At 53.4% G+C, this 14,291-nt stretch carries 11 protein-coding genes; 4 read left to right on the forward strand and 7 right to left on the reverse strand.

Features of this window, described 5'->3' with window-relative positions:
• Window positions 1-39 precede the first annotated feature (39 nt).
• Window positions 40-1,710, forward strand: coding sequence for a BatD family protein (locus HBA55_RS33570; protein ID WP_167000116.1), 1,671 nt, complete (start codon window positions 40-42; stop codon window positions 1,708-1,710).
• On the opposite strand, the gene HBA55_RS33575 is transcribed toward HBA55_RS33570, so the two are convergent.
• A complete protein-coding gene (locus HBA55_RS33575) occupies window positions 1,707-2,165 on the reverse strand; it encodes a DUF4124 domain-containing protein (RefSeq protein WP_167000117.1) in 459 nt (152 codons plus the stop codon). The two genes, HBA55_RS33570 and HBA55_RS33575, sit on opposite strands and share 4 nt — an antisense overlap.
• A 148-nt stretch (window positions 2,166-2,313) precedes the next feature.
• On the opposite strand from HBA55_RS33575, the gene recQ reads away from it, so the two are divergent.
• The gene (recQ, locus tag HBA55_RS33580) at window positions 2,314-4,113 is read left to right on the forward strand and encodes a DNA helicase RecQ (RefSeq protein ID WP_167000118.1); all 1,800 of its coding nucleotides are present in this window, start codon (window positions 2,314-2,316) and stop codon (window positions 4,111-4,113) included.
• Window positions 4,114-4,122: 9 nt separating this feature from the next.
• On the opposite strand, the gene HBA55_RS33585 is transcribed toward recQ, so the two are convergent.
• Window positions 4,123-6,708, reverse strand: a complete 2,586-nt coding sequence (locus HBA55_RS33585) for a FimV/HubP family polar landmark protein (protein ID WP_167000119.1) — start codon at window positions 6,706-6,708, stop codon at window positions 4,123-4,125.
• A 196-nt stretch (window positions 6,709-6,904) separates the two neighbouring features.
• Here HBA55_RS33585 and HBA55_RS33590 point away from each other — a divergent pair, with 196 nt between their 5' ends.
• Window positions 6,905-7,738, forward strand: coding sequence for a CvfB family protein (locus tag HBA55_RS33590; RefSeq protein ID WP_167000120.1), 834 nt, complete (start codon window positions 6,905-6,907; stop codon window positions 7,736-7,738).
• A 45-nt stretch (window positions 7,739-7,783) separates the two neighbouring features.
• Here HBA55_RS33590 and HBA55_RS33595 read toward each other — a convergent pair whose 3' ends face one another.
• The 3 genes from HBA55_RS33595 to HBA55_RS33605 are packed head-to-tail and all read right to left on the reverse strand — an operon-like array spanning window position 7,784 to window position 9,501.
• The gene (locus HBA55_RS33595) at window positions 7,784-8,344 is read right to left on the reverse strand and encodes a DUF1415 domain-containing protein (protein ID WP_167000121.1); all 561 of its coding nucleotides are present in this window, start codon (window positions 8,342-8,344) and stop codon (window positions 7,784-7,786) included.
• The gene (locus HBA55_RS33600; RefSeq protein ID WP_167000122.1) at window positions 8,345-8,689 is read right to left on the reverse strand and encodes a hypothetical protein; all 345 of its coding nucleotides are present in this window, start codon (window positions 8,687-8,689) and stop codon (window positions 8,345-8,347) included. It abuts the gene before it with no gap.
• A gap of 17 nt (window positions 8,690-8,706) precedes the next feature.
• Window positions 8,707-9,501, reverse strand: coding sequence for a DUF3014 domain-containing protein (locus HBA55_RS33605; RefSeq protein ID WP_167000123.1), 795 nt, complete (start codon window positions 9,499-9,501; stop codon window positions 8,707-8,709).
• Window positions 9,502-9,676: 175 nt separating this feature from the next.
• Between HBA55_RS33605 and radD the strand changes: the two genes are divergently transcribed.
• The gene (radD, locus tag HBA55_RS33610) at window positions 9,677-11,443 is read left to right on the forward strand and encodes a DNA repair helicase RadD (protein ID WP_167000124.1); all 1,767 of its coding nucleotides are present in this window, start codon (window positions 9,677-9,679) and stop codon (window positions 11,441-11,443) included.
• A gap of 6 nt (window positions 11,444-11,449) precedes the next feature.
• On the opposite strand, the gene HBA55_RS33615 is transcribed toward radD, so the two are convergent.
• Both HBA55_RS33615 and HBA55_RS33620 read right to left on the reverse strand, forming a co-directional pair.
• Window positions 11,450-11,677, reverse strand: a complete 228-nt coding sequence (locus HBA55_RS33615; RefSeq protein ID WP_167000125.1) for a hypothetical protein — start codon at window positions 11,675-11,677, stop codon at window positions 11,450-11,452.
• A gap of 69 nt (window positions 11,678-11,746) precedes the next feature.
• Window positions 11,747-13,123 carry an MATE family efflux transporter gene (locus HBA55_RS33620; RefSeq protein WP_240946432.1) on the reverse strand — a complete coding sequence of 459 codons (1,377 nt, stop codon included), beginning with the start codon at window positions 13,121-13,123 and terminating at the stop codon, window positions 11,747-11,749.
• Between the last annotated feature and the right edge of the window lie 1,168 nt (window positions 13,124-14,291).

Here is a 14,291-nt window from a genome sequence, read left to right on the forward strand (position 1 = left end):
CCGGCAGTGAACAACGCAATGCCCACACAGAGTCCCATCATGCGAGCCATCATACTGTCACTGATATTCCTCGTTGCCCCCTCACTGCTGCAGGCCGCAACCCTGAGCGCAACGGTTGACCGTACCCGTATCAGCCTGGAAGAAACCCTGACGCTCAAAGTCCGATTCAACGAACAGGTTATGTTTGGGGAACCGGACTTCAGTGCCCTCAAACAGGACTTCGACATCCTGGGCAATCACCGCAGCAACCAGTACCGCAGTGTCAACGGCCGGGCCGAATCCTGGACCCAATGGACCTTGACGCTCGCCCCCAAACGGGAAGGCAAGCTGCTGATCCCCTCATTTCAATACGACGGAGCCTTCAGCGAAGCTATCCAATTGGAAGTGGGAAAACCCACCCGTGTGTCGGGTGGACAGGAGCCCGTTTTTCTCGAAGTCACCCTGGACAAGAAACAAGTGTTTGTGCAGGAACAGGCGTTATTAACCATTCGCTTGTTCACCTCCGTCGATCTCAATGGTTTGAACAGCGAAGAACTGAAGATCGACAATGCACTGGTTAAACAAATTGCTGAAAACCAGTACCAGAAAACCATTAAAGGCCGCCCTTATGGCGTCGTCGAAGTGACCTACGCCATCTTCCCCCAGCAAAGCGGAACCTTGGAAATCCCCTCCACCCTCTGGAACGTGTCTATTCAACAGACGGGTTACCAGCGAGACCCTTTCTTTGGTCGCGGCGGAAAACGATTGCGACTGCGAAGCGAAGCCCGCTCATTGGATGTCAAGCCCAAGCCTGTTCCCTCAGACCCGTGGTTGCCGGCCTCACACATCGAACTGAGCCAGCAGTGGAGTCAATCTCCTGACAGTTTTCAAGTAGGTGAACCGATTACCCGTAGCATTACTGTCAGGGCGGACGGATTGATGGCATCCCAGCTTCCACCCTTAACCATTCCTACGTTAAACGGAGTCAAGTATTACCCCGATCAACCACAATCCGAGGAGACTGAGACCGCCAATGGCGTCGTTACCCAAAAAACTGAGAGCTACGCTATTGTCCCATCGCAAGCGGGCCGCCTGACATTGCCCGCGATTGAACTGACCTGGTGGAACACTGAAACCGGGCGGGAGGAAACAGCAAGGCTGCCCCAGCAGACCATCGTCGTGGCGGGTGGCGTGATGCCGCCGACCGTTCCGGCTCCGTTGCTACCCCAGCGGGAAACACTGCCAACACCCAGTGGCGAAACGCCACCGAAGGTCACGCAACCCATTTGGTTTTATCTGACGCTGTGTTTTGCAGCCACCACGTTGTTGTTTGCCGGGCTCTGGTGGAGACAGCGCCGAAAGCCTTCCCATGCCTCAAACGCAACACCCCAGGGAGACAACGGCCGCTTGCGGCAGAGCGAAAAACAGGCCTATGCGGTGCTAAAGAACTGCGTCAAAGAAGAAAACCCAAACCTGATTCGAAGTCGACTGCTGGATTGGGCCAGGGCTTTTGGCGCAGAGCGGGATCTGCAGGTTCGCTCTCTTTCTGAATGCTCAGCACTTTGGCCTGAGCTGGCTGCTCCCATGCAACGACTTGAATCCAGTATCTACAGCTCAACTCCAGGCACCTTTAGCAGCAAAGCTCTATTGCAGGCTGTAGCAGAAGTAAGAAAACAGCCTTCGGAAAGTGCGCAAACAGAAACTTCGCTTGCTCCCCTGTACGGAAATTAACAACGCTGCCGTACCTCGTCGCGGTAACGTTCAATTCGGATCTTCATGTGATTCTCCACCCTCGGTTTGATGCCCGCGCGCTTGCGGGCCTGTAATTCTTTCTCCGTATTCGCCAGTCGATCCCGTGCGTTCCTACAGGCGCGGCGGTACTTTTCATTGGCCTTGTAGGCTTTGGCCCGAGCCTTGCTTTCTGCCTCCTCCTCTCGCTCCCTTTCCTGGCGTCGCTGTTCAAACCACTGGGCGTTAGCGGCTTTTCGCTGCCTGTCCTCCTCGGAATCACTCACACTCTGGGGCTCATCCAATTCAACCGTCTCCGCATTCCCGCCTTCACGAGGACGATCGCTGTAATGGACCTTGCCATTCTCATCCACCCATCGATAGACAGTTCCAGCCTCCAACCCAGCTGACATCAAGATTGGAATGACCAGAAAACCAAACACAGTCGATTTTTTCAAAAATCTACTCCCGCTTTCGCCATGTGCCAAATACTTTCGGTTGAAATGCACCTTTATCATCAGTTTATGCCCAGTCAAAGACAATTCCCAGAACCCAATATCTTACCGCGCTGATACAATAGCCCCTTTTTAAGATCCAGCCCGACGCATGAACCTCGACGCCGCCCTCTCGCTTTTGCAACAAACCTACGGATACGACACCTTTCGGGGCCAACAGGCTGAGGCCATTGGTTCTGCACTGGAGGGTCGGGACAGTCTAGTATTGATGCCCACAGGGGGAGGGAAATCACTCTGCTACCAAATCCCGGCACAACTTCGTCCCGGTACGGCGATTATCGTGTCACCGCTGATTGCCCTGATGCAGGATCAGGTCAGTGCTCTGATACAACTGGGTATCAAGGCCGCCTACCTGAACTCCACATTGTCTCGGGAGCAGCAACAGCAGGTAACCCGGGAATTCGCTCAGGGCCAACTGCAAATGCTGTACATAGCGCCGGAGCGCTTGCTCAAGGAAAAAACCCTCGCCTACCTGAGTCGCCAGCCAATCTCTCTGATTGCCATTGACGAGGCTCACTGCGTATCCCAATGGGGTCACGACTTTCGCCAGGACTACCTGGGATTGGGCATCCTGAAACAGCATTTCCCCAACACTCCGCTGATGGCATTAACCGCAACCGCTGATCAACGCACTCAGGACGAAATTGTTGAACGCCTGCAATTGAGTAATCCACTCAGACTTTGTTCCAGTTTTGATCGCCCCAATATCCGCTACAGCGTCAGTATTCGTCAGGATGCCCGTAAACAGCTCATTCGATTCCTCGCCCAACACAAGGACGAGGCGGGTATAGTTTACTGTCTCTCACGTAAAAAAGTTGAATCCACCGCCGAGTGGCTCTGTAGCCGGGGGTTGGTCGCCCTGCCCTACCACGCCGGCCTGGACGCGAAAGTCAGAGAACGACACCAGCAACGGTTTCTGCGCGAAGATAACGTTATTATTGTTGCCACCATCGCATTTGGCATGGGCATCGACAAACCCGATGTTCGCTTCGTCTTTCATATGGATCTGCCCAAGAGTATTGAGGCTTACTACCAGGAAACCGGGCGCGCCGGACGCGATGGTGAAGTCTCAGAGGCCTATATGATTTATGGCCTGCAAGACGTCGTGCGGCTCAACCAGATGCTCAATGAGTCCCAGATGAGCGACCAGCAGAAGCAGGTAGAGCGGCACAAGTTGAACGCCTTGCTGGGTTGGTGTGAAATCACCTATTGCAGACGACAGGGACTGCTCAATTACTTTGAAGAGGATGCTCCCAAATTCTGCGGCAATTGCGACGTCTGCGTGAATCCACCGGGGACGAAAGAAGCCACCGTAGACGCCCAGAAATTTCTTTCCACTGTCTACCGCAGCGGCCAGCGCTTTGGGGTCAGTCATATCATTGACATTTTACGCGGCGCCGACACGGATAAGATCCGCCAACATGGCCATGAACAGCTCAGCACTTACGGCATTGGTGTAGATCTGAGTACCAATCAGTGGCAGTCCATCGCACGACAGCTGCTCATGAAAGGCTATCTGTACAACGACTTTGAGCGCTTCGGTGCCCTAGGTTTGAATGAAAGCAGCCGCGCTTTACTGCGCGGAGATATTGATTTTCACTGTCGGGAACAGGTCGCTGAAGTGGAAACACGCAAGAAGCCCCGCCCGGCAGCCAACGGCGTTTCCGAAGAAGACCGCCAGCTTTGGGAGGCATTGCGGGAATGCCGCAAGAATCTGGCGGTTGAACACGACCTGGCACCCTATATGGTGTTTCACGATGCGACTTTGATGCAAATGATGGAAGAGCGCCCTTGTGACCGTCGTTCCCTGGCATTTGTACACGGAGTGGGGGCAAGTAAGCTGGAAAAATTCGGCGATGCTTTCTTGGAGGTCATCGCCGAATTCAGTTAAACGCCAACGTTATTTGGGCAGATCAAGATCATCTGGAGCATTGCTGCTGTTGGTAGAGGGCTGAGCATCAGAGGAAAATACACCACCGGCCTTAAACTGTTTGCCACTCTCCCGGATTTCTTTTAGCGCCTGCTTGAGTTTTGCATCATCGGGATGTTGCGTCAGTTGCTCATTAATCAAGGCCTCGGCGTGCTCGTGACGACCATAGGCGGCATAGATCATCGCCTCGTTAATAAGTTCGTCAAATTCACTGACACTGGGAGTCTTGACACCGCTGCTCAGCCAGCTATCCAGATCTTCTTCGACAGCTGACTGATGATCCCTTGTGTCACTTTCAATGGAGCGCCAGATTTCTGCATCGGGGCCAGATTCACTGGCAGCTCCGGCGTCAAGCTCATCCAGGAAATCCTCCGGCAGAGAGAAATCAAAATCTTCCTCCAGGGCTCCCTCCGCCAGTTCGTCAAATGCCTTTTCCCGCTTCTCATCGGGTACGCCACTCAATTCGGGATCCAGATCTTCCTCACGTATCTGCAGGTCGGGAAATCCCAGGTCACCCGATTCCGATTCTTCCTCCAGCTCCTCAAATTGCGGATAGAAAGAATCGTCTTTCGGTTTAGCGCTTTGAATTTCTTCGCTAAAGCTCAGATCCAGAGACTCTGCAATCTCCGCCTCGTCCTCTTGTGCTTCGATCGGATCTTCGTGATTAGCCGCCGGCCTGTCCAAATCAGCGGTTCGTTCGACGGATGGAGGGTCAACGGGTTCTGCCCTGGCAGGAGTGACGGAGGGATCATGACTTGCCGCTATTTCGGAAGCGTTGGAATCGGAGTGGCGTTCTTCAACCTCTACTTTGGTGGTAGCGGCGCCTGAGGTCGCCAATTCCACATTATCCCGTTTGCTGCCACCTAACAGGGGGCGTATAAACCATCCGAGCACTCCGGCTATCAGCACCAGCAATGCCGGCAACCACCAGCTATAAGGGGTCGGAGATTGCTCTACAGTAACAACCTCGACAGCTGACGGCTGTGAGGCACTTGACGCCGGAGCTGCAATCGCGGTGGCCGTCTGACTCTCTACGGCCAGTTCGGTGCCAGCGGCGGGAGCCAGCGTCGCGGCCGTCGGTGAAACCACCGTAGGCTCTGCAGGAGTGGGTGTTTCGGAAGCGGCATCAGACAGAACGGTGCCGTGATTGGTGAGCATTGCCACCTTGAGATTCTCGATCTGGCGGCTCTGCAACTCCAGCAGGCGCTCCAACAACACCAGTTGTTCACTCTTTTCAATTTTTTCAATACGGGCGCGGATCGACTGATTCTCACGATTCACCTTGTCCACCAGTTCGGCAACCATATCAATTTGCTGCAGAATGGCTTCGGAAGAATTGAGAGGCAGAGAGGGATCGACGCCCTTGCTGAGACGAATCTGTCCCTGGCTGTCAGCCTGAGTGACAACCGGGTCGGCAGTTGTCTCAGTTTGCCTGGGGGAGTCGCTCTGGGGTGTTTGCGCTGTCTTGCGGTCTCCCGTATCCCCGGCGCCCGCACCAGGCACCTTAAGCAGAACCCCCATTTTGAGACGATCCATATCACCGCGACTGAATGCCGTGGGGTTGCTCTGGTAGAGCGCCTGCATGACGATATCAAGTGGCTTGGCGGGTGTACCACGATATTTCTGCGCAATCTGCGACAGAGTATCTCCGGCTTTGACCCGATAACGCCCATCCATCTGCATGGGCGTGACCGCGGCAACCGGTGCCGTGGACCGGCTTGGTCCCTGCCCTCGGTAATCCATCGCGCCAAAATCTTCGGGGCTTGGCAGTTTGAGGAGTGAACCGCCTCTAAGACGGTCAATATCTCCGTTTTCAAATGCCTGGGGATTGAGCCGGTACAGCGCATCGACCACATCGGTGAGTTTTATACGGTCGTCAGGCCGAATTTCCCGGGCAATTTCCCATAAGGTATCACCACGACCTACCCGCCAGCGATTGGACCCACCGCGATTGGAATCGTCATCGACGCTGTTGCGACGATTTACCACAGTGCCCACAGACGAAGCTGGCGGTATTTCAGCAGCAGCCGAGGCCTGCGGCTGCGGGGGTTCCGGAGCAGTGACTGCGCGTGGATTGGAAGGGGCTGAACTTTGTGCCGGGGTAACGCTGGCAGGCGCCAGATCAAGCAGCAGATCATAGTCCCGAATCAGCCGACCGGTAGGCCATTCAAGCTCAACCAACAGACTGACAAAGGGTTCATTCAGTACCTTGCGCGACCGAACCCGCAGCACCAGCTGCCCTCCGTCATCGACGAGTTGCAAGTGGAAGGGTTCGGCATCCGCAGCCAAATCGTAGCCGAGATCCAGAGCTCTGCTGCCACGCACCTGAGTGACAATTATCTCGTCCGGATTATAGCGTTCATTGTTTCGCAGCAGGGGAATCTCGGCCAAGAGTGGCTGACCCAGCGCAGAATGCACCTGAGCATTACCCAAACCCAGAGAAAAAGCGAGAGGCGAGCCAAGGGACAGAGGCAGTGAAACAGCCAACGCCGCGGCTTTGCGACGCAGGTCTCGCCGAAGCAGAGCAACCTTGGAACGCTTCGAGAAAGTTGTCATCACGCCAGAAATACCTCGTCCTCCTTGTAGTCCTGCTCGCCTGAAGAGGCACTACTCCATTGCAATTGTAGACAAGTTTATCCCAATCGGCGCACCGATTAAACCGTGGCCGATGTCTCAAACCATCGCCATCCTGATTGCTCGAGAGCCCCACTATCCCTACAATGAACGGTTTTTGTGCAGAGGCTCTCCGGTAATGGTATCAATTGGTCAAATCAACCACCTGAAGGTCGTCAAGCAGGTGGATTTTGGCGTTTTTCTGGACGGTGGCTCCGATGGCAATATTCTGCTGCCGAGACGTTACGTACCGCAACAGGCTGAAGTTGGGAACAGTCTGGACGTGTTCATTTATCTGGATTCCGAAGACGACCTGATTGCCACCACCGAAACCCCTAAAGTCATGGTGGGGGAATGCGCTTACCTCAAGGTCACCGATGTCAATCAACATGGTGCATTTCTGGACTGGGGGCTGAGCAAGGAATTGCTGGTGCCATTCAATGAACAGCACCGACGCATGGAGGAGGGAAAATCCTACGTGGTCACGGTGTATCTGGACAAGAGCACCCAGCGTCTGGCCGCCAGCAGCAGACTGAGCAAACACCTGCAGGAACACAGCCGCCGCTTTCGACCCCAGCAGGCCGTCGACCTGTTGATCAGCGATCGTAGTGATATGGGGTACAAAGCGGTTATTAATCACACACATTTAGGACTGATTTTTCGGGATGATGCCTTTAAACCCTTGAAGACAGGCACCCGTATCAAGGGTTATATCAAGGATATTCGACGCGATGGAAAAATTGACCTGAGCCTGCAGCTGCCTCCTGTTCAACAGAGGGACGCACTGACTGAAGAGATCATGGCACATCTTGAAGCCAACGGTGGTGTCTCCAATTTAACGGACAAGAGCCCACCGGACGATATCTATCAAGCCTTTAATGTCAGCAAGGGCAGCTACAAGAAAGCCCTGGGGGCACTCTATAAAGCCCGGCGCATTGTCATTGAAAAAGAACGAATACGGCTGCCGGACTAGCACTCCTTGCAGAAAACGCCCTGATTGACGCTGCTTTAAGCAATATCACCTTGAAGGAGTACTCAGATAGGGAAACAGGCGGCGACGCTGATCATCTGTCAATTCGCGCATAGAGCGGATATTTCTCTCGGGAATAGCCTCGGGATTTTCCAGATTGGCGATCGCCCGTTCCAGACTGGCTTCCCGCAGCAGATGAAAAATGGGGTAAGGAGACCGATTGGTCAGATTACTGACGTCATCCGGCGCACACCCCTCAAAGCAATAGTCAGGATGAAAACTGGCTATTTGAAATACACCACTCCAACCCTGCTGCTCCAGCAAGTGATCCGTCCAGTCGAGAAATTGATTGTAATCATTGAAGTCAGCAAACGCCCTGGGCACTACCAACAGTGTGGTTTCCAGACTCTGCGCCGGAGTCTGCTGCAGCAGTGATAACTCATCAAGAATCGCCTGCAGGACAGCGGCATCCTCTGCGGCTTCCACCACGGCAATTTTAACCTGTTGCGCGGCTAAAGGCTGACGGGCGAAGGGACAGAGATTGAGGCCGACAACCACTTCTTCAACCCAGCGCTGAACCTGCTGCGCGATCTGTTCAGTGTTTTCCATTTAACTGCCCTTCGGATATTGACGGCCGTAGCGCTGCCACAGATTTCTGCGCAGACAATACTGTTGGGGGTCTTCACCTTCTGGTATGACTTCCGACTCAATATCATTGAGCACAAACAGCGCAATGCGGGACTTGTCGGGATCTCGATTTTCGTCCTCGAGTTCCCGCCTGAGCTGCTCGCGAATGTCACGGTATGGCAAGATACCCGGTCTGGTCAACTCGTCATGATAGTAACTGTATTTCGCGCAGAAATGGTCATTGTCCGAGGCACAGGCCTGCAACAAAACGATAAACCCCATCACCACGGCAGCCTTTAGCAAGCGATTCCCATAATTTGGTTGCACGATTGATCTCCGTCAGATCAAAGGTAAAACTTAAGCTCCCGTAAATATGCCTGAAGCTTTTGACGATTATCGTCCCCCATTCTCCAAACCCACTTTTCCAGCGCGCTGCGCCGTTCCAGTGACGGATCCTGATAGACATAGAAGACGTTGGGTTGTTTCAAACTTGCATTGACCGGACCCGCGGGCACATTAATCAAACGTTCCACCAATGTGTCCACGCGATCCTGGAACTCACCTGGCTTACCGAGCTCCCCATAGGCCTCCTCCAGGGTAGGTAGCCAGGCTCGGTAGTAGCGTCCCAGGGTCTTGGGTGAAATCCCGGTCACTGCGTCAATCAGTGGCGTGACGCGATTAAAGTTCTCGGTCGCAGCGGTATGTGCCGCAGTAATCCTATAGGCCGCAATCGGGTACTGCAGCGGGCGGTGGCGTTGAGGTAATTTGCCGTCCGCCATCAAATCAACCGCCAGTACCCATTTACGGATCTGCTCACGGGGCAATAGCCACTGAGCCATTTCAGGCCCCAGATCTGCCACCGCTTGCAATACCTGTTTGTCGCTGTCATCCAGTGTTGCCGGTGGTTCCACAATGGGAGGCAATGGCTCCGCCGGAACTTCCGGCTCCGGAGGCGGGCGGGTTCCAATAAGGGTTGAAACAGGTTCCGCCTCTGCTTCTTCAGCGGGAACTTCTACCACGGCTGCCGGCGCCTCTGGCGTTACCGCCGTCGCTGGTTGCTCGGGCTCCGAACTGATCAAAAAATAAACCCCCAGTATCACGATAATACCGAACACCAAGGCTAGAGACTTCCCGTTCATTGATCCCCCACTGCCAATGACAATATGTCTTCAGGTTACTGAAATGGACTCGCTCTATTGTGACGAATTATGGCTCTGGTCGCCACCGACTCAAACGACTCAATACCGCTTTCCGACACTGAATCACGCTTTTTCATGGCGAACTTTATAGTGACCCACTTTATAATGGTGCCCAATGACCTTTGAACTTCGCCCCTACCAACGCCAGGCCGTCAATGCCACGCTCCAGCACTTTCGCCGCAGCAATGATTCAGCGGTTATCGTCTTGCCCACAGGAGCGGGCAAGAGCCTCGTCATTGCTGAGCTCGCGAGACTGGCGCGGCGAAGAATCCTCGTGCTCGCCCATGTTAAGGAACTGGTTGCGCAAAACTGCGAAAAATTCCAGAGCTATGGCCGCCAGGCCAGTGTGTTTGCTGCGGGCCTGGAAGAAAAACAGACCGAACATCAAGTGGTGTTTGGCAGCGTACAGTCCGTCGCCCGCAACCTGGACGCCTTTCGAGACGACTTTTCCCTATTAATCGTCGACGAATGCCATCGGCTGTCTGGGCAACAGGATTCTGAATACCACAAAATTGTACAGCACCTCACCCATCGCAATTCAGAGCTCAAGGTTTTGGGGTTAACCGCCACTCCCTATCGCATGGACTGCGGTTGGTGTTTTCAGTTCCACCAACCCGCCAACGAAACCCGCGGGGATTCTCAATCGCCCTTTCGGCACTGCATCTTTGAATTGTCACTGCGCTACATGATAGACAACAACTACCTGACTCCGGCAAAACTGGTGGACGCTCCCGTGCAGTTCTATGACTTTGAATCCCTGCGCCACAATGGCAACTCAGAGCTCTTAGACGAAGCCTCGATCAAACGTCTGCTGCAGGGGGCAAAACGAGCGACCGCCCAAATCATTGAACAGGTCATTGCACTGTCTTCAGAACGCCAGGGTGTCATGATATTTGCTGCAACAGTCGCCCACGCCAAAGAAATCATGGGTTATCTGCCCGGGGAACAGTCGGCATTGATTATCGGTGACATGAAAGCTCGGGCGCGGGACAGTGTCATTACGGCATTCAAGGCAAAACAGATCAAATATCTGGTGAACGTCTCAGTTCTGACTACCGGGTTCGATGCCCCTCATGTGGACATAATTGCCATTCTGCGCGCAACCCAATCCGTAGGTTTGTATCAGCAAATTGTGGGGCGCGGCCTGCGTTTGAGTCCAGGCAAAAAAGACTGTCTGGTGCTGGACTATGCCGCTAACGGCTACGACCTGTTTCAACCGGAGATTGCCGGCAGGCGCCCCGACTCCGACTCCGAGATCGTTGAGATTCCCTGCCCCATCTGCCGGCACATAAATACATTTTGGGGAAAGACAGACGACTGTGGACAAGTCATGGAACACTATGGACGGCGATGTCAGGGAATAGTACAGAACCCCGACAATGGCATGTCAGCTCAATGTGATTTTCGTTATCGTTTCAAAGAGTGTGACCAGTGCGGAGCGGAAAATGACATCGCCGCGCGCCACTGCCACCAATGTCAAGCCCAGATGGTGGATCCGGATACATTCCTCAAAAAAGTGTTGCAACTCAGAGACGCTAAAGTACTGCGATGCAGCGGTATGCAACTGCAAGCCGTACAAAACAGGCAGCAACAACCGAGATTAAAAATCACCTACTTTGACGAAGACGGTGCCAGCCTGAGCGAACACTTTGCCTTGCAAACCCAGGCTCAGCGAAAGGCCTTTTATGTTCACTTCTGTCGGCATCATGCAAAATTGTCGGGCCGTCGTTTTGACTTCAACAGCCCCGAACAGGTCCTTCAACAGCAAGATCACTTTAGGCACCCCGATTTTGTCATCGGACGTTTACAAGGCAGATTTTGGAAAATCAAAGAGAAAATTTTTGATTATGAAGGGCGCTATCGTCGAGCCCATGAACTCTGACAAAGCCTAGGGTACAGGTATTTCAGCTCCACCCATACTGGCCGCCAGATCATCAAGATCCGCACACACAGAACTAAAACCGTCGTTTTCAACCAGAGAATAAGTGACCAACACGGCTCTTGCCCCGAGACATAAGCGGGCTTTCACCCGCCCCACGTCGCCGGACTTCAACCGATTGAGGAATCGGCTGGCGATCTGGCTATTATCAAAGCCGTAGGCAATTTGGGCATTCATCTTAAAACCTCAGTATCAGCGACTGGATTATATCGACAATCCGCTGCCGCTATAACCCAGCGCGCCGGTTTATTTCGCCCAGAGCCCCTGGACACTGACCGCCTGGCGCCAGCGACTGCCCTGCAAACGCAATACAAACACCACCGCCAGCGTCAGGATCATAGACACAAATACAATCCAGGCAAACTCAGGCCCCAACTGCCACACCACGATGACCAGGTACTGGACTAACACCATTGCCCAATGCAGTAACGCCGAGCTGCACATCAGCCAACGGGTATCCCCGGCACCACGCAATACACCACTGGAGACCAGAATGACAGCATCCGCCATCACATAGCTGGCCATACCCAACATCATCCAGGCCGCCAAATCGCGAATCTCCGGCGCATCGATACCACTGGTCAGAAACACGCCGACCAATTCTTCACGAAACACCACGAACAAGGTTCCCAAGGTCCCGGAATACGCAATCCCAAGAAAAAAGCCTGCGCGGATCACCGCCGTGAGTCGATGCACATCGCCGGCACCGACAAAACGTCCCACCAGACTGATCAACGCGATATGCACACCGACCATGGGTACAAATGACAACAAATCCCAATTCAGAACAATCGCAGCACTTGCACCTTCGGCCACGCCATAGCTTTGAAACAACAGCACAAACACATTGAAGGCTGCAATATTCAGAAACATCTCAAGACCGGAAGGAAACCCCTCGCCCACCAATCGAGAAAGAATATTCCTGTCCACTCGCCAAGCCCGGGCAACCTCAAACTCCTGGTAATGAGCCCTCGCCCAGTAAAAACTCGCGAACAACAATAACGCAATCGCATTGGCAAACACTGTTCCCAAAGCGGCGCCAGCAATACCAACCAGCGGAAAACCCCAGGCCCCGAATACCAACGCATACGTCAACGGCACATTGATAAAAACCGCCGTCAAATCTGCAACCATCACATAACGGGTGCGACCCAGGCCGGAAAAATAAGAGGCAAAGCTAACCTTCAACAGCGTCAGAATCGAACCCACGATCAACACCCTGAAGTACTCCCTCTCCAGGGCGACCTGTTGAGCATCGTGCCCCATAGTGTCGAACAAATGGTACACGCCCCACCCGGCCAACAACACCAGTGGCCAACTGAACATCGCGATCAACAATGCCTGAGTCAGCACCTTAGGGCATTGGCTCCACTGTCTGGCACCAAAAAAACGGGCCACCAAAGCATTACCATAGGATAGCCAGCCCAGAAACAGTGAAAGACAACACATCGCTGCAACTCCACCACCGAGCGCGGCCGCCACATGAGTGGGACCAATCAGCGACAGAAAATAGCGATCAGTAAACACCATAACAGCAAAGGTGCCCTGCGAAATCACCATAGGCGCTGCCAGCGTTACCAGTTGAGCCATTGTCTGACGATCAGTTCCAATCAATTTCCACATTTTCACTTCCTTGCTGCGGAATCCTGCCGCAGCCTTCAACTATGTTTGTTTTGCCTCAGTTATTGCTGAGGATAGCGATCAAATCGATGTCGTCATCGTGATCCATAACGTCCTCCTTTCATTTCCACACACACACCCGGAACGAATCCCCAGATTTGGAACATCCATACCGATCAAAAAATTCAGGCAATAAAAAACCCGGTAAGGACAATGCCTTCCGGGTCTTGATCAGTTCTTTCGCTTTGCGTTTTGGCTAGGAAAGAACCGGGCTTTGACTGGAAGGCTTGTCTCGCCTCCCAGTGACTGAGGGGCGCTACAAAGTCTTAATACTCTCGGTTTTAGTACAACCCACCGAGGTCGACGTAACCGCAATAGATTCCACCGCGGGTCGCATAAACAGCGCCACGGTTGTGGTGGAATATTGATGTGTTGCTTTGCAGAACATGGGGTTTGAATTCCTGTTGTTGAAGCCAGCCAGACTACACCCTATTAATGGAAAGTCAATACAAGTCGGAAATTATTTTTGAGCGAGTGATTGGAAACAACAAGAGAAAACAGACTTGAAGCTAAAGGCAGGTCAGGATCTGATCCAGATTGGCTGATTTGTGCCATAACCGGAAGTTCGAAACGCAGGATTTTTTCTCACGTAGGTCGGATTAGCTCCGCTTCGCGGAGCGTAATCCGACGGTTCCGCTGGAGCTGTTCGTTGGCTGCGGCCCGGTTTTTAACACTTTGGAGTGTTGCTGCAACAGGTGGTTAATACACGGCCGCCGCCAATTTAAACCTTCGGCGGAACGGCGGATTACGGCTTCGCCTAATCCGCCCTACATTCGTGCGGCCGTTGCAGACAGTTGCGGCACCCCATTATCAACGCTTTGAAGTTGCGATGATAGAACGATGAAGTCAGGGTACCTCGATCTAAAGGGTGGCCGGGTGTTCGTTGGAGGGGCATTTCAAGCGAACGCCGAAGGAGTCAATGAGACAAGCGTTTTTTGCTTGGCTCATTGGGGACTGAGGGAAGCCGGGAGGGCCGGTAGCGTGGGGAGCGTCTAAAATTCTGTGTCAGGCCGGGTTTAGGCGTTCCCGCATAACATCATAATTCAATAACTTCATCAAGCCGGCCTTCAAAGAATATGGCGAGCTGCGACAGGGTGAGCCCCCAGTTTTG

Source organism: Pseudomaricurvus alkylphenolicus, assembly GCF_011683955.1.
Taxonomy (GTDB): domain Bacteria; phylum Pseudomonadota; class Gammaproteobacteria; order Pseudomonadales; family Cellvibrionaceae; genus Pseudomaricurvus; species Pseudomaricurvus alkylphenolicus.